Annotated in this window: 23 protein-coding genes; 10 read left to right on the top strand and 13 right to left on the bottom strand. The window is 34.9% G+C overall.

Features of this window, described 5'->3' with window-relative positions; all coding sequences use genetic code 11:
* Window positions 1-212: 212 nt before the first annotated feature.
* From LNP22_RS15415 to LNP22_RS15390, 6 genes are all read left to right on the top strand, one after another.
* Window positions 213-3,227 carry a SusC/RagA family TonB-linked outer membrane protein gene (locus LNP22_RS15415; RefSeq protein WP_229974258.1) on the top strand — a complete coding sequence of 1,005 codons (3,015 nt, stop codon included), beginning with the start codon at window positions 213-215 and terminating at the stop codon, window positions 3,225-3,227.
* Between the two features lie 4 nt (window positions 3,228-3,231).
* Complete coding sequence (locus tag LNP22_RS15410; RefSeq protein ID WP_229974257.1) at window positions 3,232-4,689, top strand: RagB/SusD family nutrient uptake outer membrane protein; 1,458 nt, start codon at window positions 3,232-3,234, stop codon at window positions 4,687-4,689.
* 174 nt (window positions 4,690-4,863) lie between these two features.
* Window positions 4,864-6,249 (top strand): glucoamylase family protein, encoded by a 1,386-nt coding sequence (locus LNP22_RS15405; RefSeq protein WP_229974256.1) that lies wholly within the window; start codon window positions 4,864-4,866, stop codon window positions 6,247-6,249.
* A 44-nt stretch (window positions 6,250-6,293) separates the two neighbouring features.
* A complete protein-coding gene (gene bglX, locus LNP22_RS15400) occupies window positions 6,294-8,594 on the top strand; it encodes a beta-glucosidase BglX (protein ID WP_229974255.1) in 2,301 nt (766 codons plus the stop codon).
* A gap of 91 nt (window positions 8,595-8,685) precedes the next feature.
* The gene (locus LNP22_RS15395; RefSeq protein WP_229974254.1) at window positions 8,686-10,602 is read left to right on the top strand and encodes a discoidin domain-containing protein; all 1,917 of its coding nucleotides are present in this window, start codon (window positions 8,686-8,688) and stop codon (window positions 10,600-10,602) included.
* 108 nt (window positions 10,603-10,710) lie between these two features.
* Window positions 10,711-12,099, top strand: coding sequence for a M20/M25/M40 family metallo-hydrolase (locus tag LNP22_RS15390; RefSeq protein ID WP_229974253.1), 1,389 nt, complete (start codon window positions 10,711-10,713; stop codon window positions 12,097-12,099).
* Window positions 12,100-12,165: 66 nt separating this feature from the next.
* On the opposite strand, the gene LNP22_RS15385 is transcribed toward LNP22_RS15390, so the two are convergent.
* The 13 genes from LNP22_RS15385 to LNP22_RS15325 all read right to left on the bottom strand — a co-directional run bounded on the left by LNP22_RS15385 (window position 12,166) and on the right by LNP22_RS15325 (window position 21,716).
* Window positions 12,166-12,471, bottom strand: coding sequence for a hypothetical protein (locus LNP22_RS15385; RefSeq protein ID WP_229974252.1), 306 nt, complete (start codon window positions 12,469-12,471; stop codon window positions 12,166-12,168).
* Between the two features lie 6 nt (window positions 12,472-12,477).
* Entirely contained in the window at window positions 12,478-12,930 is a 453-nt protein-coding gene (locus LNP22_RS15380) for a hypothetical protein (protein WP_229974251.1), read from the bottom strand.
* Window positions 12,931-13,038: 108 nt separating this feature from the next.
* On the bottom strand, window positions 13,039-13,716 hold the full coding sequence (locus tag LNP22_RS15375; RefSeq protein WP_229974250.1) for a YiiX family permuted papain-like enzyme: 678 nt from the start codon (window positions 13,714-13,716) through the stop codon (window positions 13,039-13,041).
* Window positions 13,717-13,880: 164 nt separating this feature from the next.
* The gene (locus LNP22_RS15370; RefSeq protein WP_229974249.1) at window positions 13,881-14,759 is read right to left on the bottom strand and encodes a hypothetical protein; all 879 of its coding nucleotides are present in this window, start codon (window positions 14,757-14,759) and stop codon (window positions 13,881-13,883) included.
* A 46-nt stretch (window positions 14,760-14,805) separates the two neighbouring features.
* The gene (gene kdsA, locus LNP22_RS15365; protein WP_229974248.1) at window positions 14,806-15,624 is read right to left on the bottom strand and encodes a 3-deoxy-8-phosphooctulonate synthase; all 819 of its coding nucleotides are present in this window, start codon (window positions 15,622-15,624) and stop codon (window positions 14,806-14,808) included.
* 312 nt (window positions 15,625-15,936) lie between these two features.
* Entirely contained in the window at window positions 15,937-16,734 is a 798-nt protein-coding gene (locus LNP22_RS15360) for an arylamine N-acetyltransferase family protein (protein ID WP_229974247.1), read from the bottom strand.
* 70 nt (window positions 16,735-16,804) lie between these two features.
* Complete coding sequence (locus LNP22_RS15355; RefSeq protein ID WP_229974246.1) at window positions 16,805-17,254, bottom strand: 2-dehydro-3-deoxyphosphooctonate aldolase; 450 nt, start codon at window positions 17,252-17,254, stop codon at window positions 16,805-16,807.
* Between the two features lie 89 nt (window positions 17,255-17,343).
* Window positions 17,344-18,033 carry a lysoplasmalogenase gene (locus LNP22_RS15350; RefSeq protein ID WP_229974245.1) on the bottom strand — a complete coding sequence of 230 codons (690 nt, stop codon included), beginning with the start codon at window positions 18,031-18,033 and terminating at the stop codon, window positions 17,344-17,346.
* An 8-nt stretch (window positions 18,034-18,041) separates the two neighbouring features.
* Window positions 18,042-19,313, bottom strand: a complete 1,272-nt coding sequence (locus LNP22_RS15345; protein ID WP_229974244.1) for a sterol desaturase family protein — start codon at window positions 19,311-19,313, stop codon at window positions 18,042-18,044.
* Window positions 19,314-19,378: 65 nt separating this feature from the next.
* On the bottom strand, window positions 19,379-19,654 hold the full coding sequence (locus LNP22_RS15340) for an ATP-dependent Clp protease adaptor ClpS (RefSeq protein ID WP_210666644.1): 276 nt from the start codon (window positions 19,652-19,654) through the stop codon (window positions 19,379-19,381).
* A gap of 36 nt (window positions 19,655-19,690) precedes the next feature.
* Window positions 19,691-20,524 carry a 50S ribosomal protein L11 methyltransferase gene (prmA, locus tag LNP22_RS15335; RefSeq protein WP_229974243.1) on the bottom strand — a complete coding sequence of 278 codons (834 nt, stop codon included), beginning with the start codon at window positions 20,522-20,524 and terminating at the stop codon, window positions 19,691-19,693.
* 147 nt (window positions 20,525-20,671) lie between these two features.
* Window positions 20,672-21,112 carry a KTSC domain-containing protein gene (locus tag LNP22_RS15330; RefSeq protein WP_115845979.1) on the bottom strand — a complete coding sequence of 147 codons (441 nt, stop codon included), beginning with the start codon at window positions 21,110-21,112 and terminating at the stop codon, window positions 20,672-20,674.
* Between the two features lie 352 nt (window positions 21,113-21,464).
* Window positions 21,465-21,716, bottom strand: a complete 252-nt coding sequence (locus LNP22_RS15325) for a hypothetical protein (RefSeq protein ID WP_229974242.1) — start codon at window positions 21,714-21,716, stop codon at window positions 21,465-21,467.
* An 86-nt stretch (window positions 21,717-21,802) separates the two neighbouring features.
* Here LNP22_RS15325 and LNP22_RS15320 point away from each other — a divergent pair, with 86 nt between their 5' ends.
* The 4 genes from LNP22_RS15320 (at window position 21,803) to LNP22_RS15305 (ending at window position 23,202) form a co-directional block, all read left to right on the top strand.
* On the top strand, window positions 21,803-22,372 hold the full coding sequence (locus LNP22_RS15320; protein ID WP_229974241.1) for a hypothetical protein: 570 nt from the start codon (window positions 21,803-21,805) through the stop codon (window positions 22,370-22,372).
* The gene (locus tag LNP22_RS15315) at window positions 22,345-22,491 is read left to right on the top strand and encodes a hypothetical protein (RefSeq protein WP_089075917.1); all 147 of its coding nucleotides are present in this window, start codon (window positions 22,345-22,347) and stop codon (window positions 22,489-22,491) included. Before LNP22_RS15320 ends, LNP22_RS15315 begins: the two co-directional genes overlap by 28 nt.
* Window positions 22,492-22,601: 110 nt before the next feature.
* Window positions 22,602-22,832, top strand: coding sequence for a hypothetical protein (locus LNP22_RS15310; RefSeq protein WP_229974240.1), 231 nt, complete (start codon window positions 22,602-22,604; stop codon window positions 22,830-22,832).
* A complete protein-coding gene (locus LNP22_RS15305; protein WP_229974239.1) occupies window positions 22,822-23,202 on the top strand; it encodes a YchJ family protein in 381 nt (126 codons plus the stop codon). The genes LNP22_RS15310 and LNP22_RS15305 overlap by 11 nt, the downstream gene beginning before the upstream one ends.
* Window positions 23,203-23,258 lie beyond the last annotated feature (56 nt).

The raw sequence follows: 23,258 nt of genomic DNA, 5'->3' as shown, positions 1-23,258 counted from the left end.
TTAAAGTGCTTTTTTTACATTATTACAATACATCATTACTACATCATAATGATATGTTAATGAAGATGAAATTTGTAAATATGTATTTGAATTACAATGATTTAAGTGTTGTTTTTATAGTTTTGATGTAATTATGTAGTAGACCTAAATGATGTACTACAACGTTGTAATTGTGTAATTTGGCGCTACTAACTTAAACGATTACGAACTGTATGAAAAATTTTATTTTTAGCTTTTTAGCGCTTTTGCTACTTCCAGCGTACATGTCTGGACAAGCAATTAAAGGAAAAGTAGTAGACGGCACGGGAATGGGAATTCCGGGAGCTGTCATTAGTGCTGCTAATTCCAGAACTTCTGCTGATACCGATTTTGATGGAAATTTTACAATTAATGCCAAAGAGGGTGAGATTTTAAAAATCTCAATGCTTGGTTTTGATGCTGTTTCTGTTCCTGCAACTACAGGTACGATGAATATTGCCTTAAAAGAATCAAGCGACACTGCTTTGAAGGAAGTGGTAGTAATTGGTTATGGGACAAGAAAAAAAGTAGACAATACAACGGCTATCAGTTCTATAAAATCGGAAGAAATCACCAAAACAAAGGTACTTAACGCTTCGCAGGCCATACAAGGTAAAGCGGCGGGAGTACAAGTAATTTCGTCTGATTTGCCGGGTAGTTCACCGTCTGTTGTTATTAGAGGTTTGGGGACTGCTTTGGGAGGAAGAACACCTTTGTATGTGGTTGACGGAATGCAAACGGATAATATCAACAATATCAATACCAATGATATTACATCTTATGATATCCTTAAAGATGCGTCGGCATTGGCTATTTACGGTACAAGAGCGGCAAATGGAGTTATCATTATTACTACTAAAAAAGGTAAAGGTGACAAAGTTTCTGTTGAGATTGAGAGTTTTGCAGGTGTAAGATCACCTCTTAAAAAAGTAAAAATGGCTGATAGTAATCAATATGCAAGTTTTACTAATTCAGCTTTGCAAAATAACACCTTTGCACAAAATCAGCCTGTAAACACAGATTGGTTTGATGAGATTACAAGAACAGGATCATATACTCAAAATAATGTTTCTGTTTCGGGAGGAACCGAAAGCATTAAATATTTTTTCAGCTTAGGGAATTATGAAGAAAAAGCAGTTCTAAACGGATTGGATTATGGTCGAACTACTTTTAGAACGAATAATGAATACAAGATTTCTAAAAAACTGACATTAAACCAAAACTTTAGTTTTACTTCTACAAAATCTACACCTAAACCGTTGGGCGCTTTTACAAATGCTTACAAACAGTCGCCAATTGTTCCTGTACGCTTTGCTGATGGAAAATATGGAGTGTCAAGAGTAGGTGCAGATGGTTTGGTGAGTCAAACTGGATCTGCATTTAATAATGTAGGGAATCCAGTGGCTCAACTTGATTTTTTTGATGAAGAACAAAGAAGTATCACATTACAAGGAGGTTTAAAATTAGATTACGAAATTTTAAAATCGTTAAAATTTACCTCTCAATTTAGTGGAGAGTATTACACTTGGAAACAATATAACTTTTCAGATACTAAAAATATTTGGTTAGCGGCAAATCCTAACAAAGTATCGGGCGATTACGAAAAAGAATTTCCAAATGCTAATTTAAATTTATTAACTAAAGGAAGAGAGCAGTACTACAATTGGAATTTGGCGAACTATTTGACTTATAATAAAGTATTCGCAGAAATTCACGATGTTGAAGTAATGGCAGGTATTGAAACCAGCGTTAGAGGGTCAAGAGAAAAATTGACTATTGCAAGAAAAAATGTAAATACTGATGCAAATTACTGGGCTTTAAAAGATGTAGAATATGCTACAAATATTACCAGCTATAAAGATGAAGTATTTAATGAAGTGAAATTGGCATCGTACTTAGCTCGTTTTCAATACAAATTGATGGATAAATATTTGGTAACCGGAACGGTTAGACGTGATGGATCATCTAATTTTGGTAAAGATTACCGTTGGGGTACATTTCCTGCTTTTGGTTTAGGATGGATTATTTCTAAAGAAGCCTTTTTGGCCGATTCAAAAACAATTAATTTACTAAAATTAAGAGGAGGTTGGGGAAAATTAGGAAATCAAAATGTACCTCTTAACAGAGCAAGCTATACATCTGGTCAAAATGCTTATTTAGGTGGTTCTATTTTAAACGAAGGGTCAACTATTAACTCTCAAATTGATCCAAGTCTGTCTTGGGAAATTACAAAAGAATCTTCTGTAGGTTTAGATTTTGAATTGTTAAACAGTAAATTAACAGGAACTTTTGATGTTTACGATAGAAATACAAGCAATATAATCTTAAATACAAGACCTTATTCTACCTCGGGAATTACAAACGTTTCTCCTGCGCATGTTGGTGAAGTATCTAATAGAGGTTACGAAATATCTTTACGTTGGGATGATAAAGTGAGTGACGATTTTAGTTATTATATCGGCGGAAACTTTTCGGGTAATCAAAATGAACTTAAAGGTTTAAAAGACGTTATTCTGTCTCCTGTTATTGGAGGAGGATTAGGTAATGGTCAGGATACTAAATTGTTGGATAATACTACAGTGGGTCAGCCATTAGGAAGTTTTTACATTTACGAATATGCTGGTTTTGATGCCGCCAACGGAACTATGCTGTATTATAACGCAGCAGGTGACAAAGTAACTCAGAATGTTTTAAACGCTACTACCGACAAAAAATATGTTGGTTCTAGTTTACCAAAAACGAATTACGGAGTTTCTTTAGGATTCAACTACAAAAACTTTGATTTTTCTGTAGATGGTTACGGAACCAATGGAGCAAAAGTGTACAATGGTAAAAAAGCACAACGTTTTTCTGGCGAAAATATAGAAGCATCTCTTGCAACTGATTTTTGGACAGCAAGTAATTTATCTGCTTCTAATCCAGCACCATTCAATCAAGTCCCAGTTGCTTCTACTTATTATCTGGAATCTGGAGATTTCTTCAGAATAAATAATATTACAGTAGGATATAAATTGCCACTACAAAGTACCAGTTTTATTAGTGCTTGCCGAATTTATGTAAATGCTATTAACCCGTTTATTACGCAAAAATTCTCAGGATTTTCTCCAGAATTAAACGGTGACGGAAATCCTTACGGATCGCAAGGAGTAGAGTTAGATGCTTATCCAACTTTGAGATCATTTGTAATTGGTGCTAACTTAAAATTTTAAAATTATGAAAAAGATATATATAGCAACGTTTGTATTATCAACACTCTTTTTTACAGGATGTGCAGACGATTATTTAGATGTAGATCAAACAGAATCTATTTCTACTGATGATGTCGAATTGTTTAATAATGATGCTGGTGCAACTCAGTTTGTTACCTCTATTTATAATAAATTCTTGAATTGGGACATGACCTCATTTGGTTGGATTGGACTTTCAAGTATTACGTCTGATGATGCCGATAAAGGTTCATCTCCTGGGGATACTGGAACAGATAAAGACGTATTAGATAATTTGACTTACAATGCATCAAATCCTTCTGTTGAAGGTATATTCAATGCTAATTATGATGGTATCAATAGATGCAACCAGGCCTTGAATATTTTGCCTAAATTAGACAAAGCCGATGCCAATTTAAGAGCCAGATTAGCAGGTGAAGCTAAATTTTTAAGAGCCTTTATGTATTTTACTTTAGTGAAATGTTTTGGAGGAGTGCCAATTGTAGACCACTTGCCTGTTCCAGGTTCAGATTCAGACAGAATTATGCAGTTGACACGCAAAACCTCTGCTGAAGTATATGCCTTTATCGAAAGTGACTTAAACGACGCTATTGCTGCATTACCTGAAAAATCGGCCTATGGAGCCAATGAAAAATCAAGAGTATCAAAAGGTGCTGCGTATGCTTTATTAGCAAAAGTAAGTTTGTATCAAAAAAATTGGCAAAAAGTAATTGACAATTGTAATAAAGTTACAGGTTATTCACTTGCCAATGATTATGCTACCATGTTTAGACCTGCAGGAAAATTTGATTCTGAATCTATTTTCGAAATTTATGCTCAAGGTGCTGTACCTGCTAAAGGAATCGAAGGTTACTCAAACACACAAGGTGCTCGTGGTGCTGGTGGATGGGGCTGGGGTTTCAATACACCATCTCAAAGTTTAGTAAATGCTTATGAGCCTGGTGATGTTAGAAAAACTGCAACCATTATTTTTAGAGGAACTACTTTGTACGATGGTAGGGTAATTCCAACGACAGTTGAAAATGAAACCTATAACTACAAAGCTTATTCGTCTGCTTACACAGATGCCTGGGAGACAGATGTAGATATTAAATACCTAAGATATGCTGAAGTTTTATTGATGAAAGCAGAAGCTCTAAATGAGTTAGGACAAACTTCGGAGGCTATTCCTTTGCTGAATCAAATTAGAAACAGAGCAAATCTAGGAGCAACTCCTGCTGTATCACAAGCTGATGTTAGAACTGCAATTTGGAAAGAAAGAAGGGTAGAGATGGCTTTTGAGCATGATCGCTTTTTTGATCTAGTACGTACAGGTCAGGCTAAAGCTGCTTTTACTGCAGATAATAATAAAGTTTTTGTTGTGGGTAAACATGAATTGTTCCCAATTCCTGCGGCATTCTTAAAACAAGCAGGAACTTTGTCTTCTCAAAATCCTTTATATTAAATCCTTAATTATCATTGCTGAATCAAGTAATGTAGGATTTTGATCTTACTAATAGTGAAGTTACAATTCTCTTTAAAATAGAGAAAAAATAAAAGGTAACCCATCTTTATCATACACCTAGGACTAAAAATTCTAGGTGTATTTTTTACAAAAAAATACCACAACTTACAAAAAATGAAAAGCAGTTTATATATCCCTCTTTTTTTGAGTGTTATTCTCTCATGTTCGTCTTCTTCATCAGAAGGTAATAATGGAGTAACACCCTTACCAACAAATCCGGTAATTCCAGTAAAACAGCTAACAGATACCGAAGCTTTAGACCAGGTTCAGAAAGATGCAATAAAATATTTTTGGGATTATGCCGATTCTAATTCAAAATTGGCTCGAGAAAGATATCACACTGAAGATCCTAATTTCGAATCTAATATTATCACCACAGGAGGCTCTGGTTTTGGGTTAATGACTATTGTTGTAGGAGTAGAAAGAGGTTTTTTGCCAAGAGCTGAAGCTGTTTCTAGACTTACAACAGCTTTAAATTTTCTCGAAAAAGCAGATCGTTTTCACGGTGCGTGGCCACATTGGATGGATAATAAAGCAGGAAAAGTAATTCCGTTTGGAACCAAAGATAACGGAGGAGATTTAGTAGAAACGTCTTTTGTTTGTCAGGCTCTCATTACTATCAGAGAATATTTTAAAAACGGAAGCACGACCGAAAAAGAATTAGCTGCAAAAGCAGATGAACTTTGGAAAGGGGTAGAATGGGACTGGTACACCAAAGGCGAAGAAGCGCTTTATTGGCATTGGTCTCCCAATTATGGTTGGGAAATGAATTTTAAATTAGAAGGCTACAATGAATGTCTGATCACGTACATCATGGCTGCATCTTCGCCAACGCATCCGATTTCTGCTGCTGCATATCATAAAGCTTGGGCAAGAAACGGAGCAATTATAAACGCTGGCACCCAATACGGAGTTCCGGTTGTTTTAAATTACAACGGAGCTACAGGAAGCGTTGGACCCATGTTCTGGTCTCATTATTCGTATTTGGGACTTGACCCAAATAATTTAAAAGATAAATATGCAGATTATGGAGTTTTAACTCAAAATCACGCCAAAATTATGGTGCAGCACAGTATAACAAACCCCAAAGGATGGAAAGACTACTCTGATAAATGTTGGGGACTTACGGCAAGTTACACCAGAAATTCAGACAGCACAACTGGTTATACGGCACATCAGCCAAATAATGATACGGGAGTAATTTCGCCAACCGCAGCTTTGTCGTCTTTTCCTTTTGCTCCAACAGAGGCAATGAAGTTTTTACATTATTTATATGATGAAAATAAAACAAAATATGTCGGTATTGCAGGGCCCTATGATGCTTTTTCACCACAGTATAATTGGGTAACGCCCCGTTATTTGGCCATTGATCAGGGAACTATTGCTCCTATGATTGAAAATTATAGATCTGGTTTATTATGGAAATTATTTATGAATGCGCCCGAGACTAAACAAGGTTTGATCAACTTAGGTTTTCATTCATCGAAATACGGTTTTTAATTCACTTTCTTAAAACACACACACAAACATATAAATACAATAGAATGAAAAATAAAGTAGTATTACTCTTTTTAGGATGTGCCTTGTTGGGGTATTCTCAAAACAAGGAGTCTAAAAATAGCGTAAAAATCAAACCAAAAGCCGAATTTGTAGCCGAATTATTGTCGAAGATGACATTGGATGAAAAATTAGGACAATTAAATTTGCCTAGTTCAGGTGACTTTACAACTGGTTTGGCTAAAAGCTCTGATATATCAAAAAAAATTTCCGAAGGTAAAGTTGGTGGTTTATTCAATATAAAATCAGTCGAAAAAATTAGAGAAGTACAAAAGCTGGCTGTTGAAAATAGCCGATTAAAAATTCCATTGATTTTTGGTATGGATGTTATTCACGGCTACGAAACAACATTTCCAATTCCGCTTGGATTGTCTTGTACTTGGGATATGAATTTAATCGAAAGAAGTGCTCAAATTGCTGCTCAGGAAGCCAGTGCAGACGGCATCAACTGGACGTTTTCGCCAATGGTTGATATTTCTCGTGACCCTCGCTGGGGAAGAATTTCCGAAGGTTCCGGCGAAGATCCATACTTGGGAAGTCAAATTGCAAAAGCAATGGTAAACGGCTATCAGCAACATGATTTGTCAAAAAACACTTCAATTTTGGCGTGTGTAAAACACTTTGCTTTGTACGGTGCGCCTGAAGCAGGGCGTGATTACAATACCGTAGACATGAGCCATATCAGGATGTTCAATGATTATTTTCCTCCTTACAAAGCAGCTGTAGATGCTGGTGTAGGTTCTGTTATGGCTTCTTTTAATGAAGTAGATGGAATTCCTGCTACTGGAAATAAATGGTTAATGACCGATGTTTTAAGAAAGCAATGGGGTTTTAAAGGATTTGTAGTGACAGATTTTACTGGAATTAACGAAATGATCGATCACGGAATGGGCGATTTACAGGCTGCCTCTGCTTTGGCCATGAATGCTGGTGTAGAGATGGATATGGTAGGAGAAGGATTCTTAACTACTCTAAAAAAATCGATTGACGAGAAAAAAGTAACTATAGAAAGAATAGATGTAGCTGTAAGACTTATTTTAGAAGCCAAATATGATCTAGGATTGTTTGAAGATCCTTATAAATATTGTGATATAAAAAGGGCCAAAACGGATATTTTTACTTCTAATAATAGAATAGAAGCCCGCAAAATAGCCGCTCAATCATTGGTTTTATTAAAAAATCAAAACCAATTGTTACCGCTTAAAAAGTCGGGAACAATTGCGCTTATCGGACCTTTGGCTGAAGCCGAAGAAAATATGTCCGGTACTTGGAGTGTGGCGACCAAGAAAGGAACTTCGGTTACGTTATTGAATGGTATCAAAGAAGTGGCCGGAAAGTCTGTAAAAGTGCTCTATGCCAAAGGAAGCAATTTAGATTATGATGAAACTTTTGAGACGAACGCTACAATGTTCGGAAAAACATTGCATCGTGATGCTCGCTCAAAAGAAGAATTATTGTCAGAAGCCCTAAAAGTAGCCAACCAATCAGACATTATTGTGGCGGCACTTGGAGAATCGGCAGAAATGAGTGGAGAATCCAGCAGTAGAACCAATTTAGAGATTCCGCAGGCACAAAAAGATTTATTAAATGCATTATTAAAAACAGGAAAACCAGTTGTTTTAGTATTATTTGATGGCCGTCCTTTGGTTATTCAGGACGAAAACAATACTGTTCCAGCGATTTTAAATGTTTGGTTTGCCGGAACAGAAGCAGGTTATGCAATTGCCGATGTTTTGTTTGGAGATGTAAATCCTTCCGGAAAATTGACTGCTACTTTTCCAAGAAGCGTGGGGCAGCTGCCTATTTATTACGCTCACAAAAATACAGGAAGACCGCTTTCTAACACAGAGGGTAAGTTCGAAAAATTCAGATCCAATTATATCGATGAGAGAAATGAACCATTATTTCCTTTTGGTTTCGGATTAAGTTATACGTCTTTCGATTATTCGAATATTAAAATTTCTTCTGATAAAATGAATGTTAACGAAAAACTAAAGGTTACCGTAGAGGTTACCAATACTGGAAATTTTGAAGGTAAAGAAACCGTACAATTGTACATAAGAGATTTAGTAGGTTCTGTAACCAGACCGGTTAGAGAACTGAAAGGTTTTCAGAAAGTCAACCTTAAAAAAGGAGAAAAACAAACGGTGACTTTTGAAATCACGGTGGAAGATTTAAAGTTTTATAACACTGATTTACAATTTGTAGCAGAGCCAGGGCAGTTTGATGTTTTCGTAGGAGGAAATTCAAATGCCGATAAGAAAGTTAGTTTTGAGTTAACTAAATAGTTGGTTTGTTATTAGTAATTGCCCTTCGTGAATGGTTAAACGAAGGGCTTTTTTTTAATTTAAAATCTACTAATCCCTAAAATTATAGAAAATGAATAAACGATATTGCATTTTACTTTTGATTCTAATGATTGCTTTTTACGGTAATTTATCGGCACAGCAGATTCCGGGTAAAACAGAATGGTTTGACCCCAATAAGCCAGCTACAACCTATTGTAATCCGATCAATATTGGCTACAATTACACGACTAATAATCATAACGGAATTCCGGAATCGCGCCGTTCTAGCGCAGATCCAGTGATTATTAATTACAAAGGAGATTATTACTTGTTTGCCACCAATCAGGCAGGTTTTTTTTGGAGCAAAGATCTGGCCGACTGGAATTTTGTTTACGGAAGTTTTCAAAGAAAACCTGCCGATGATGATCAATGTGCTCCTGCGGCTTGGGTTGTAAATGACACACTTTTTTATGTAGGTTCTACCTGGAAAAAAGACCATCCGGTTTGGAAAACAGCTGATCCAAAATCGGGTCGCTGGTTAAGACATGTTGACACAGCGATGTTACCCACCTGGGATCCTGCTATTTTTCAGGACGACGACAAAAAAGTATATATGTACTATGGTTCAAGCGGAAAATTACCACTCGTAGGAGTTGAAGTAGATTATAAAACGTGGCTTCCAAAAGGAAATCAGGCAGATTATCGTAAATTATATGGAGCAACTAAAGTAGAGGATATTCAGCAGCCTTACGGCGAAATAAAAGCGGTCGTCAATTTAGATCCGTCCAATCATGGATGGGAGCGTTTCGGCCCTAATAATGATATGGAGCCAGCACCATGGGGAAATTTTATAGAAGGGGCATGGATGACCAAACACAACGGAAAATATTATATGCAATATGGCGCACCGGCAACCGAATTTAAAGGCTATGCAAATGGGGTTCATGTAGGTGATAATCCGTTAGGCCCATTCGTATATCAAAATCACAATCCGATGTCGTATAAACCTGGAGGTTTTGTAATTGGTGCGGGACACGGAAATACTTTTGCAGACAATTACGGAAATTACTGGAATACAGGAACGTGTAAAATTTCGATAAAAGACCGATTTGAGCGTCGTATCGATATGTTTCCGGCAGGATTTGATAAAGATGATATCATGTATTCTATCACTTCCTACGGAGATTTTCCAATCATGTTACCAACGCAACAGCGGGATCATACCAAAGGAGCTTCTTCGGGCTGGATGTTACTTTCATACAAAAAAGCGGTAACAGTTTCTTCTGCTGAAGAATGCAGCGACGTTGAGACGCACAGGGTGGATAATGGAGGCAAAAAGGTATTCGAAAAGTTTTGCTATAATGCAGAAAACCTGACCGATGAGAATATTCAAACTTATTGGTCTGCTACAACAGATAAACCTGGCGAGTGGCTGCAACTTGATTTAGGCAGAAAGATGCAGATAAATGCCCTGCAAATTAATTACGCAGATCACAAAGCCACACAATACAATAAAGCAATGGACATTTATTACCAATATAAAATTTACATGTCTGATGATGCTCAAAATTGGAAATTGGTTGTTGATAAATCCCAAAATGATAAAGATGCTCCTCACGATTACCTTGAGTTGATTCAACCAATTATGGCACGTTACATTAAAATGGAGAACATTCATAATGCTTCCGGACTATTTGCGATTTCAGATTTTAGAGTGTTTGGAAATGGATTGTTGGCGAAACCAAAAATGGTTAACAATTTTAAAGTTGACAGAAATTTACAAGATTCCCGCAATGCAATGATATCTTGGAAAAAGCAACCTGATGCCGTTGGATATACCATTTATTACGGAATAGAGAAGGATAAATTATACAATACCATCATGGTGTATGACGCTGATAAGTATGATTTTAGAGGCTTGGACAAAGGAACGAAGTACTTTTTTACGATTGAGGCTTTTAATGAAAATGGTATCGGTTTAAAAAATAAAACTATAGAAGTAAAATAATTTTGTTTCGAATTTCTGAAAAGGTTTAAAAAAACTACGTCGGGTTGTAAAGAATTTTGTTCTTTTGTGAAACCAATAAAACGAAAACCCAAAAAACACAATTAACCTATGAAAAAAACGATTCTTTTAACTGTAGTGCTTTTAAGCGGATTAACTTCATTTGCACAATCAAATGACGAAAAAAACATTAAATCATTTTACAGAAAAGCGCTAACCGACTCCAAATGTTATATGTGGTTAGAGTATTTGTCTAATGATATAGGAAGTCGCTTATCGGGTTCTGAAAGTGCTGCAAAGGCAGTACAATACACAAAAGCGCAGTTAGAAACTTTAGATCTTGACAAAGTATATTTGCAAGAAGTAATGGTACCGCATTGGGTACGTGGCGAAAAAGAAACGGCTTATATTCTAGACAATAAAACGAAGACAGTTGTGCCAATTTGCGCCCTTGGAAGTTCTGTTGCAACTCCAAAAACCGGAATCACTGCCGAAGTTATTGAAGTAAAAGGAATAGCAGATTTAGCTGCATTAGGAGATAAAGTAAAAGGAAAAATTGTGTTTTATAACAGACCAATGGACCCTGAAAATATTGAGACTTTCAAATCGTACGGAGCTTGTGTAGATCAAAGATATGCAGGAGCAAAAGAAGCGGCAAAATTAGGAGCAGTAGGAACGATCGTTCGTTCGATGAATTTGCGCTTAGATGATTTTCCGCATACAGGAAACCAAAGCTATGGTGATTTGCCAAAAGAACAGTACATTCCAACAGCCGCTATTAGTACCAATGGTGCCGAGTTATTGAGTGAATCTTTAAAAAATAATCCAAGTCTTAAATTCTATTTTAAACAATCTTGTGAAACTTTGCCAGACGTTTTATCATATAATGTGATTGGCGAAATTACAGGAAAAGAGCATCCGGAAGATATCATGGTTGTTGGAGGACATTTGGATTCTTGGGATTTAGCAGATGGTTCACATGATGATGGGGCTGGTGTGGTGCAAAGTATGGAAGCAATTCGAATTTTGAAAAGCTTTAATTATAAGCCTAAAAACACGATTCGTGTTGTCTTGTTTATGAATGAAGAAAACGGTACCAGAGGTGGAAAAAAATACGAAGAGGTTGCTAAACAGAATAAAGAAAACCACATTTTTGCATTAGAAAGTGATTCTGGCGGATTTACTCCTAGAGGATTTTCTATTGATGCAGATGATGCGAATTTGAAAAAAATTCAAGGCTACAAAGACTTTTTTGAACCGTATATGGTGCACAGTTTTACAATGGGCCACGGTGGTTCTGATATTGATCCTTTAACTTCTAAAACATTAGTAAAAGTAGGTCTTAAACCCGATTCACAACGTTATTTTGATTACCATCACGCAGCAAATGATAAATTTGATGCTATCAACAAAAGAGAATTAGAACTTGGTGCTGCCACTATGGCTTCGTTACTCTATTTAGTAGATCAAAACGGAATCGTGTTGCCAGCTTCTAACTAAGAGTTTAGAAATAATAGTCATAATAAAGCCACTTTAAGAGTGGCTTTTTTTGCTATAAATTGGAGCTTAAAGTTTCATTATAACGAGATAATATAGAAAAGCAATCGGAATATTGGATAACAGAATTAAAATTTTTACCGCAATATCTTTGCGATGCTGGCTTTTACGAACAAATAGATCTGTTAAATGAGACAGCATGATAAGATTAAGCAGAATGGCAGAAGCGATAAAAGGGGCAGCAATAATTAAAATGTCAGCGCTCTTCTTTGCTGTGATATAAAGTATAAATAGCAACGTACTAATAATAAAGCTTCCGATGGCTAATTCTGTAGATTGCTGTTCTTGAATAGATGCTGAGGTATAAATTTTCATAAAATTTTAAATTTTAAAAGTAGTTTGGATGGACTCAATAGGAGTAAGGAGCATTTTAGAAAAATCTAGATAATAAAAAGGAAGTGCCTTTTGTCCTCTTTTATATTTTTTTAAAAAATACCCAATTTCAGTAGGATAAAAGATCGTTCCCGAAAGAATAACCAAGAATAAATACAGGCTCTTTTTTCTATTTCCTAAAAGATAATACTGCATTGCGATTTCGTCCTTAACAGATATTCCAGTATTGGTTAGGACGTGAATAACATCATGATCTTCTAGTTTTTCCTGAATATCAAAATTATTTTGCATAAGAAAATCGCCAATTCCGCGACCTAAACTTCCCGTTGGAAAGTCTAATAATTCTTCTTTGGTAATATCCCAAGGCGCATTTCTTTTGATGTATTTTTGATAGGGTTTTCTCGACCATTCATACATTTTTTCAATAAATAGATCTTTCATATAATTTTTTTAAAAGTACTTTGTTTTTCAAAGTTTAAAGAGAAATAAAAAAGCATCAATGATACTTCTTTATATAGCGATTCGTGTGGTAGGTTTTAGAATAATTTTTTAATAATTGTCTATGATAGTTTCCAGCAAATCTGAGTCTAGCAGGTTAGAAGGAGCTACTACCTGTTCATCTAGCGGAATATGATTTCCGTATCTTTGTTTCAAAATTTCCTGTACACGTTGATCATTTAAATTAAACTCTTTCAAAGCATGCAAAGGGCATAAAGTAATTCCAGCACTATTTTTGTATATTTTCCAAACCAATTCAGAGCAATAAATGCGCTGATCTGTCCATTCAAAAAAAGCATCATATTCTTTTCCATCAAGCTGCTGACTGTAATTTTGCATTTTTTGTACGACAAGCGGAGTTAAAACCTGGTCAGCATTTTTTAATCTTTTTATAACATAGTTATTGTCTTTTCCATGCTGAATCCATTCGTTAAACGGAGTCAGTTTTACAGGCTGAACAGCTTCAAAAACAAACCATTTTCCGTCTATTGCGTAAATAATACCACAATGCGAAAATTTTGAATTAGTTGCAATTCGCACTGCTTCACATTGAGGAGATTGCGAGGTTTGAAAAATAATATCGCCATCTTTAAGTTTACTTTCTATGGTGTTTTCTGTCTTTGTTTTTAAAAACGGATTGTTAGGGAAGACAGACATTGCTACAAACAGTGCAAGGCCAAAACTTAGCAGAAACGTAATTCCAAGAAACACATATTTTTGTTTTTTCATCTTTTTATTTTAAATGCTAAAAGTACATTATTACACTTTAGGAGAATTATCTTTTTTTAATACTTTAACAATGATTAAAAGAACTTTGAAGTACAAAGTAAATTATAAAAAAAATAGTTGCCAAATTAATTGACAACTATTTTATATAAATTTTATGAGAAGAATTAGATTCTAAAAATTCCTCCAACAGCAATAATTCTTTGAAAAAAGAAAAAGTCTTGCGAAGCTCTGTCTTCACTGCTCTGCGTGGTTCTAATATCTTGCATATTGATATAACCACCCTTTAGCTCTCCTTGTAAGTAAAAATACTTGAAGAAAGTAAAGTTGATTCCCGCTTTTGCAGATACACCAAAACCAGAAATATGAAAATCATCATGACGGTCCATTCCTAATAAAGTTGAATTTGTTTTTGGGAATAAAACCCCAGCTCCTAAACCTTCAGTCAAGTTAATCTGAACTTTATCTGTATTGGGCAAACCAAACCATTTCGAAATATCGTCATGTCTGGAAACCTCAGTATTAATATAGTTCAAACCATCTGTATGTTCGTACATTAAAAAAGCAGTACCATTTGGATTAGTAACACCTTTATCATAACCGCCTTCAATAGCACCACCTTGAGACATATCTACAGGAGTATTATTATAAAGTCCGTTGTAAATAGATCCAGCTTGATCAGCAGGTAAATTAATAGTACCAGTCACATTAGCCGTTTGATTCTGAGTCATCACATATTTCATGTGATCCCAACCAATAGCAACACTATAATGATCGTTAATGAAATACCCCATTCTAAAATTAGTTTGTGGAATCGTCATGTTTGCCGGATTTATATAATCAATATGATATCCTTTTGGCTTATCATGTGCTTTCATGTCTGCTACTGTAAAGTTGTAATCTTTACCTCTAAAGTTTACATCAGATTTTGTATAGCTATCTCTGTTTCCTCCCCAGGAAACGAAAAATTTACCTTTATTATGAGCTGTGTATTTTTGTACTGCAATTTCTTCCTGAGCAAATGTGCTTACTGAAAAACACAACATAAAAAAAAATATAATTTTTGCTTTCAATTGAAAATAATATTAAAAATTAAAATGTATTGATTGTTTTTCTAATCGCTACCAATTTGGTCATCAAACCTTCAAAATAGTCCAAATGAAGCATGTTAGCACCATCACTTTTTGCATTTGCAGGATCAAAATGGGTTTCTATAAAAATACCATCAACGCCAACAGCAATTCCCGCTTTGGCAACAGTTTCAATCATGTCAGGTCTTCCGCCCGTAACACCCGCAGTTTGGTTAGGCTGTTGCAAAGAATGCGTTATATCCAAAACCGTTGTAGCATATTGCTGCATCGTCGGGATACCTCTGTAATCTACAATCATATCCTGATAACCAAACATAGTACCACGATCTGTAACCATCACATTTTCGTTGTGGCAGTCCAGCACTTTTTGTACCGCATGTTTCATGCTTTCCGGACTCATAAATTGCCCTTTTTTCAGGTTGACCACTTTTCCTGTGTTGGCAGCTGCCACAACAAGATCGGTCTGACGCACCAGAAAAGCAGGAATTTGCAAAACATCTACGTATTGAGCTGCCATATCCGCATCTTCATTAGTATGAATATCGGTCACGGTCGGAACGTGAAATGTTTCCGAAACTTTTCTTAAAATTTTCAATGCTTTTTCATCACCAATTCCAGAAAAACTATCAATTCTAGAACGATTGGCTTTTTTAAATGATCCCTTAAATACATAAGGAATCTGAAGTTTGTCGGTAATACCAACTAATTTTTCGGCAATTCTCAGCGCCATTTCTTCACCTTCTATAGCGCAAGGACCCGCCAATAAAAAGAAATTACCGCTTTCAGTATGCTTAATTTGTGGAATATGTTGTATGTTCATAATATGTTTTTTTGACAGTGCAAAGGTAGTTATGATTTACTATTTACGGTTCTTGATTTAAGTTTTTTTTAAGAAGCTATTCCTGCTATTCGTTCCTATCTTTTTTTCCAAATCCTTTTTTTCTTGGTCTTTGCAGGAGCTTCCGTTGGTCGCTCTGCCAAAACCAGAAAAAATAGGCTTTCTCAAAAAAGGATATTCACTGCTATCAGGGCTATTGCTATACGTTTTCAAGAAATTTCAGGAATGCCTTAATCGTAATCAATTTAAAAATTAGCGTAAATTAGTGCAGTTCGCAGCAAAAAGAATTCAACATTATTTGTCGATTGTAATGTTAAATTCGGTTTCCAGAATAGTCGGTAATTGATCCTTTTCAATAGACACAATTTCGCTTGTTCCATTTGTAACCGATTTGATTGCGTTTTTAAAAAGCATTTTTTTGCCCAACGGATTCTGCAAAACAACAATCAAGTTTTGTACAAAAAACGAATCAGGATGCGAGTAATTATAATGATTGGCAGGTTTAAAGTCAATCCATTTTTGTGGCGTCAAATCAAAGGAATACAAATTAGACCATTCTTTTCCAATTAAAACGCGGAGTAAAAAGTCACCCTCTTCAGTTGTAACCAAAGTAAAAGTATCAAAATCATGCTGAATCTCACGATCGGTTTCACTTAGTTTCAAAGGTTCTCTGATACTGTTACCGCCAAAGCCCAAATCAATCAAATACGCTTCATTTTCGATCGTTGCAATGATCGCCAAATGTGTTTTAGGATTTTGCCCGGGATTCACCAGAGGGCGTGCTGCAACATAGTAATGCGGAACACCAATTTCCTGCAATGCCAGAGAAAACAAACCATTAATCTGATAACAATATCCACCTCGATTTTTATGAACAATTTGGTCTACAATGTCATCACCCGACAGCGAGATAATTTTTCCTGCCTGAACATCAATATTTTCAAAAGGAACACTAAATAGCTGACATTGCATGAGCTTTTTTATACCTTCAAAATTTAATTCTATTGGTCCAAAAAACTTAATTCTGTCTAAATAATGCTGTAAATTAAAACTCGGAGCTTCAACTTTAGTATGATTTTTTGATTGTTGCATTCTTTCTAAAATTATATTTTTCGTTTATGTTTTAATCAGTTTGCTGGGTTTACAATCAAATGCAATACATTTATTGCTTCAATCTCAATCCCATCGGAACCATCAAAATACCTTTTTCGTAAACATTGAGATAAAGTGTTACCGGTTTTTTTTGTCCTTCCCATTTAAGTTCGTACACATTAAGAAATCCGGCACCCATGTCGCTTCTTTTGGTCGGGAAAGGACAACAGGTTTCCAATCGTGTATAGGTGATTTTTTCTCCATTAGGCCCCGCCAAAGCATTCAGAAACCGATTTTCGTTAAGGGCTTCGTCTCTGGTATTTTGATAAAAAATATTAACCGGATAGTCAGGGTCATAACCGTACTTTTTGTCTTTGCTAAACAAAGTAATGGCAAAAGTATTGTCTTTCTTCAAAATCAGATCGGGTGCGTTGTCATCTACATTTTTCAAAGTCGATCTCGTACTTACACAAGAAGCTGTTAAAATAAGTATGGCGATAAAAAAAGCTGTTTTTTTCATAGTTTGAGATATTGATACAAATGTAAAAAGTTTTTTGCCAAAGACTAAAGGATTAAAAAGTAAAAAAATCTCTTCAATTTGCTTCAGTCTTATTTTTCCTGTATTTTTTTGAATGTTGAATTCAAATTGAGGATACCCACTACAATCAGATATTGTGCCACAAGATAGGTAAGCATAATAAAAAAAGAACTTCTTTCAATTGGTGCATAAAATTTGTTAATAGCCAAAATACTATCCGACATTACAAACACAATAGCACCAACAAAAATAAATTGCTTTCCGGGCTTTTTCCAAACCAAAAATCCATTAAAAGCAAATAAAAGCATGACAGAAATTACGCTGGCATAAACGGTGACTGGAATTTTTAATGGTCCTAAATGGGGTATTAAAACAGCTAACATTCCAGCCAAATAGAGGATAATAAGCAGTATTCCAGCTCCAAAAGTAATTTTGTTATTTGTTGATCTAGTCTTGATTTGCTTGCTAAAAAGCAGACAATAAACCAAATGCGAAATTAAAAAACAGACCAAACCTACTATAAAACAGATTTCGCCTTTATCAGTAAAAATCAAAACTATATCACCCATCCAAGAGAACAGCAATGCCGTCAAAAGAATTTTTTTGGATGGAAATTTTTCATTCAAATAAACACCAACTCCTAATAATGGAATCAAAAATGGTTTTAAAAATACATCTAGACTTTCGTTTCCTGAGAGTAAAATAAAAAGGTAAAAGAGCCCAAAAAATATATAAATTTTGAGGAATAGTGTATTTTTCATAAAAGTTTTTAAGAATTGATAAAAGATCTTGGCTCAGTTTTAAAATCTATCTGAACAAAATAAAGTGTCGCCAAAAAAGATACTATCAAATAAACCAATATGATATAAGTACTAAAGGATAATACATCATTTAGCCCAAACCAATCGCCATAAAAAGATATAATTCCGATAGCAATCGCGAGACGAAAACCTTCCCAGAAAATCGCATTTTTGTTTTTGTCCATCAATTCAGAGTAGCTGTAAATGGTAATCAGAATAAAAAATCCATAAATAAAAATATTAGGCAGACCAATTTTAGCTACATTATCAAACAGATAAGTAACAAACAAAAGAGTGATTAAAACTTGCGTAACCGACCAAAAAATTAGTTTTTGCGAATTTTGCGTGCCGTATTTTTCAAAATTAAATACATTTTCTATTTTCTTTACAGGATATTTTTCTTCAAAATTTGCGGGTCTCCAGCCTGTTGGTTGGAACCAAATAGTCAGTTTGTCTTTCCAATTTTCAGCGCGCCATGCATCCGAAATTAATAAAATCAAATGCTGAAAATTAATTCGTATCGGATTCCAAGTATTAGCCGGTCTTGTAATGCCAAAAACAGGAGGAACATCGTCTAATTCTGCTTGAAAAGTACCGAAAAGCTTGTCCCAAAAAATAAAAATTTGCGAATGATTTTTGTCTAAATACTCTGGATTAATAGCATGATGTACACGATGATGCGACGGTGTTACCAAAATATTTTCGATAAACCCCATTTTTTTTATGTGTTTAGTGTGATACCAAAATTGCAGAAATAAATGCAATGGCAAAGTGATAGCAATTACCTTTGCTGGAACACCTAAAAGAGCAGCCGGAATCAATAAAAAAGTAAATAGATTAAGCAAACTTGCAATGGGCTGGCGCAAAGCACAAGCCAAATTAAACTCTTCACTACTGTGATGAATGGCATGTTTGTTCCAGAGAAAATTAATTTGGTGTGCCCAACGATGGCTCCAATAGCCATAAAAATCAATGACAAAAAAGGCGATGAAGTAGGAGAGTGCGTTGGCTTCTAAATGTTGAAAAGCTATTTTTGAAACCAGCCATTCATACGAAATAAACGTCAGGCTTAGCCCCAGAACATCCTTTACAGAGTTGGTCATCCCTGAGCTAACGCTGGAAACACTGTCTATTAAGGGTACAGTATCTTCCTTTTTGTAAATGCCGTATATTTTTTCAATTATAATTAAAACTAAAAAAATAGGTGAGGCAATAATTAATATTTTGCCATACTCTTCCATAAAAAAACATTCTATTTTATTCAAATATAGAAAAAAATAGAATGTTTTTATAAATAATTCGCAATCTAAACAATCTCAGCGCTTAGTCCTGCTTCTAAAAGTTGTGTGCATTGTGGTTTTAATTTGTCCATCGGACCCGTTTTTACGGTACATTTTCCGTTATAATGCACGATCAGCGAGCATTGCTCTGCTTGTTCGGGAGTGTGTTGGCATACGCGCATTAAAGTCTCAATTACGTGATCAAAAGTATTTACATCATCATTATAAACAATGATTTCGTTATTGAAACCAGTCGCTTCTTTTTCCCGAACTTTTTCTCTTACTTTTTCTTTAGTACTCATGTTTTTTAGGTTTTTGTACTGTTGGAATTATTTGAACTAATTTACGTATTTTAATGAAACCCAGTTGTTCCTTTGGTGCTTTTTAACATAAGTAAGCCCTTTTTCTGTGCAGCAAGCATCGATAAACGGAATGTCTTCTTCGTAAAAACCACTCAAAAGTAAAGTTCCTTTTGGGTTCAGGCAATCTACATAACTTTGCATATCGTTTAGCAAAATATTGCGGTTGATATTGGCAATAATCAAATCATATTTTTTACCCACCAGTAAAGCGGCATCTCCTTCGTAAACGCTAATATGCTTGCAGTTATTGCGTTCGGCATTTTCTATAGAATTGAGATAACACCAATTGTCAATATCGATCGCATCTATGGGTTGAGCGCCTTTCATTTCGGCCAAAATTGCCAAAATGGCTGTTCCACAGCCCATATCTAAGGTTTTCATGCCTTGCACATCTGTTTCTAATAAATGCTGAATCATCATGTGAGTCGTCTCGTGATGCCCCGTTCCAAAACTCATTTTTGGCTCGATAACGATGTCAAATTCAGCGTCTGTTTTTGGGTGAAAAGGTGCGCGAACGTGACAGTTTCCATCTACATCAATAGGTTCAAAATTTTTCTCCCATTCCTCGTTCCAGTTAACCTGATCAATTTCTTCAAAAGTATATTCAATCTTAAATTCTTCCGATTGCAAAATATAAATGTCGTCCAGAATATTTTCATCCCATAAATCTTTCTTCACAAAAGCCGAAATTCCGTTTTCTGTTTCGGTAAAACTCTCAAAGGCTTTTTCTCCCAATTCGGCTATTAAAATTTCAGACCCTAATTCTTTTGGCTCAATCGTAAAATGATACCCTAAATATATATTCGACATAAATAATTTTTTTGCAAAGGTAAGAATCGAAATCAGAAGTTGATTAAAAATAGAACAGAACCTTGCTAGTTTTAAGGATAATTTAAAGTTTTTTCATAAAAAAAGCGACACCAAAGTATCGCTTTTTCAAAATATAATAGTGTAAATCTATTCTTGATTTGTTTTCTTTCTCCAAGTAAAAGAATTCAAAATGTGTCTTTTTGCAAATCTTCCAGGAGAGTCAGCATTGACCATTTTTACGTAAGTCGCTTTAGGAACACTGATGTATTCGTAAACACTTCCGTTAGAAAAATCGATAATCAAACGACCGTCAACAAATTTATAATCTGTAATTGAACAAGTCGAAATCGTTTCTGTATATTCAGGTAAATTAGCTTTAATCGTCTCAGGATTAATGCTTACCAAAAAGTGATAAGCCTCAATAATTGCTTTACTTTTTTCTTCTGCAGCTTTCAAACCAGCATCATCACCTTGAAATTTGTCAGGATGTGACTCTTTCATTGCATTGCGATAAATGGTTTTTAAATCTTTTAATTCGGCAGTTTTGTCTACGTTTAGTAACTTGCGGTATTCAACTATTTTTTTCATAAATAAGGTAACTACTTGTCTATTAGTTTGAAATTGATATTAAGGATTCAAAAAGACAAATTTTTTGCAAAGGTACACTTTTTTTTAACTTTTTACTTTTGATCGAAAAAATATTCCAAAAATTGGTAAAAATGTATTTTCAAAAATGCTCTTTATGTATTCTAAAATTTTTTTAAGAGTGCTATTTTTTAAGGAGCTGTTTCCCGCTGTTCCTTCCAATCTTTTGTGCCGAACACCGGCACAAAAGGATTTTCCCTCCCATCGGGGCTAGGGATTCAAGGTGATAATAGAATTTAGTTTCAGGTTTCAGGTTCCAAAACTTCAAACTTGAAACAAATAAAACTTTTTAAAACTATTCCTGCTCAGGCTTAAGATTTGCTTTAGCGAAGTTCTTCGATTTTTTTGGATATTTGTCGTAGCTCATATCGCTGGGATTTTCGATTATAGATTTTATTGTAATCAAATCACCTATGTTATGATTAGAATGTGCCATTTTATAATCTAAAAGATATTCACCACAAAAATAATTGTTGTTTTCATCTTTTTCCATGATGCCGGTATAAACTCCTTTTTGCAACATTTTTTCTTGTGAACTTTTAGTCATGATTCAGTATTTTAAAATTGATGCTGCAAAGTTAATCAATTTATCTTTGTTTTAGGGAGTTCCAGACAATCTGAGTATATTTGCACATGCAAAAAAACTTTAAGCCACATCCTAATTCTTTCAAAAATACATTTTGTGTTTTTAAGGAAGTCTTGCCGGAAGCGATAGAAGGATTAAAAATTCAGTTTCAAAGCAAAGCCGGAAGTACCTATTATTACACCGAAGCCGGAATGTATCGTGTATCCAATCACTGGGGAAGACTAGCCAACAGCAAATGGCGATTGGTGGCTATGGAACCAGAAACCGAATCAAAAACAAAAATAGGTTTTGCCGCTTGGAGCGAGTTTTATCCCGACAATGCCGAAGAAAAATTATATTATATTGAGGCAGATTACAAAAAAAATACTGTCAATTATCAGCATAAAAAGAATCCTGAGTACGATAAAAAAGCGATTCTAAGGACAAGTTTTGAAACCACAAAACGAATCAAGCAAATCAGGAATTTACAACAACTGACTTCGTGGGCAAAATATTTTGATTACGAAGATATCGATGAATTGAGAGGAACAATCATCCATAAGTTAATTTACACCGAGAAATCATTAGACGAAATTAAAAGAGAAACACAATGGGACGCAACAACGAAAGAAATATAAAAAAGCACAACGACAAATTGCACAAAGCCCAGAATAAAGTAAAACAGGCTGAGATTGCGCGTAAAGAAAAGCTCAAAGAAATTATTAAGAAGTTCAACGAAGACAAAAAAGAAGAATAAAAAAAGTTTCAAGTTTTAATTGTTTCAAGTTTCAAGTTTCAACTTCCTTTGCTAGAAAATGAAACTAAAGAAAACCTGAAAATTCAAACAAAAAATACCAAAAAAAAGATATGAGTAAATTCGAAGATTTAAAAGTAAGCGTGCAAGAAATCATTGATCTAATTGCTGCAAAAAACAATAGAGAAGCAAACAATAAATTGCTTGAAGTAAACGAAACTTTAGACGAACTGCTGGATCATGCTGAGGAGGATGAAGATTTGAGAGAAATTAGTCGCTATCAAGTATTATTAAATCAGTTGCATGTAAAAATTAACGGCGAAGAGCAAGTTGATGGAGAATAAAAAATGTTTTTGTGACACTGGTTTATTGTTCGAAAACTGCTGTGGTCTGTATCTTCAGAATAATCAAAAAGCACCAACGGCATTGGCTTTGATGCGTTCGAGATATTCGGCTTATGCAATACATGATGCCGATTATCTTTTAGCAACGACTTCTATTTCGGAGCGTAAATATTATTCGAAAAGCGACATCCTAAAATGGGCCACCGCTAATACATGGCAAAAATTAGAAATTCTAAGTTGTACCGAAAATACAGTCGAGTTTAAAGCTTATTTTTTAGACGAGAAAAGCATACCTCAAATACATTACGAGTTTTCTACTTTTAAATTCGAAAACGATGCTTTGTTTTACCTAGACGGAAAGTTTCAATAAATTATGATTTTATGGCTAATTTCGGCCCATTTTTGATTGTTTTTTTAACTAAAAAT

Origin of the sequence: Flavobacterium flavipigmentatum (assembly GCF_020911905.1) — a bacterium.
Taxonomy (GTDB): domain Bacteria; phylum Bacteroidota; class Bacteroidia; order Flavobacteriales; family Flavobacteriaceae; genus Flavobacterium; species Flavobacterium flavipigmentatum.
The sequence above is the reverse complement of the archived record's forward strand: the minus strand, read 5'-3'. Positions and strand labels throughout refer to the sequence as shown.

Coding starts and splice junctions, on each gene's coding strand:
- LNP22_RS15395 (WP_229974254.1), top strand. CDS start 8,686: ATGAATAAACGATATTGCATTTTACTTTTGATTCTAATGATTGCTTTT.
- prmA (WP_229974243.1), bottom strand. CDS start 20,524: ATGTCGAATATATATTTAGGGTATCATTTTACGATTGAGCCAAAAGAA.
- LNP22_RS15315 (WP_089075917.1), top strand. CDS start 22,345: ATGGGACGCAACAACGAAAGAAATATAAAAAAGCACAACGACAAATTG.
- LNP22_RS15355 (WP_229974246.1), bottom strand. CDS start 17,254: ATGAAAAAAACAGCTTTTTTTATCGCCATACTTATTTTAACAGCTTCT.
- LNP22_RS15310 (WP_229974240.1), top strand. CDS start 22,602: ATGAGTAAATTCGAAGATTTAAAAGTAAGCGTGCAAGAAATCATTGAT.
- LNP22_RS15350 (WP_229974245.1), bottom strand. CDS start 18,033: ATGAAAAATACACTATTCCTCAAAATTTATATATTTTTTGGGCTCTTT.
- LNP22_RS15320 (WP_229974241.1), top strand. CDS start 21,803: ATGCAAAAAAACTTTAAGCCACATCCTAATTCTTTCAAAAATACATTT.
- LNP22_RS15370 (WP_229974249.1), bottom strand. CDS start 14,759: ATGTTGTGTTTTTCAGTAAGCACATTTGCTCAGGAAGAAATTGCAGTA.
- LNP22_RS15405 (WP_229974256.1), top strand. CDS start 4,864: ATGAAAAGCAGTTTATATATCCCTCTTTTTTTGAGTGTTATTCTCTCA.
- LNP22_RS15340 (WP_210666644.1), bottom strand. CDS start 19,654: ATGAGTACTAAAGAAAAAGTAAGAGAAAAAGTTCGGGAAAAAGAAGCG.
- bglX (WP_229974255.1), top strand. CDS start 6,294: ATGAAAAATAAAGTAGTATTACTCTTTTTAGGATGTGCCTTGTTGGGG.
- LNP22_RS15330 (WP_115845979.1), bottom strand. CDS start 21,112: ATGAAAAAAATAGTTGAATACCGCAAGTTACTAAACGTAGACAAAACT.
- LNP22_RS15390 (WP_229974253.1), top strand. CDS start 10,711: ATGAAAAAAACGATTCTTTTAACTGTAGTGCTTTTAAGCGGATTAACT.
- LNP22_RS15345 (WP_229974244.1), bottom strand. CDS start 19,313: ATGGAAGAGTATGGCAAAATATTAATTATTGCCTCACCTATTTTTTTA.
- LNP22_RS15360 (WP_229974247.1), bottom strand. CDS start 16,734: ATGCAACAATCAAAAAATCATACTAAAGTTGAAGCTCCGAGTTTTAAT.
- LNP22_RS15410 (WP_229974257.1), top strand. CDS start 3,232: ATGAAAAAGATATATATAGCAACGTTTGTATTATCAACACTCTTTTTT.
- LNP22_RS15305 (WP_229974239.1), top strand. CDS start 22,822: ATGGAGAATAAAAAATGTTTTTGTGACACTGGTTTATTGTTCGAAAAC.
- LNP22_RS15325 (WP_229974242.1), bottom strand. CDS start 21,716: ATGACTAAAAGTTCACAAGAAAAAATGTTGCAAAAAGGAGTTTATACC.
- LNP22_RS15385 (WP_229974252.1), bottom strand. CDS start 12,471: ATGAAAATTTATACCTCAGCATCTATTCAAGAACAGCAATCTACAGAA.
- LNP22_RS15375 (WP_229974250.1), bottom strand. CDS start 13,716: ATGAAAAAACAAAAATATGTGTTTCTTGGAATTACGTTTCTGCTAAGT.
- LNP22_RS15415 (WP_229974258.1), top strand. CDS start 213: ATGAAAAATTTTATTTTTAGCTTTTTAGCGCTTTTGCTACTTCCAGCG.
- LNP22_RS15380 (WP_229974251.1), bottom strand. CDS start 12,930: ATGAAAGATCTATTTATTGAAAAAATGTATGAATGGTCGAGAAAACCC.
- kdsA (WP_229974248.1), bottom strand. CDS start 15,624: ATGAACATACAACATATTCCACAAATTAAGCATACTGAAAGCGGTAAT.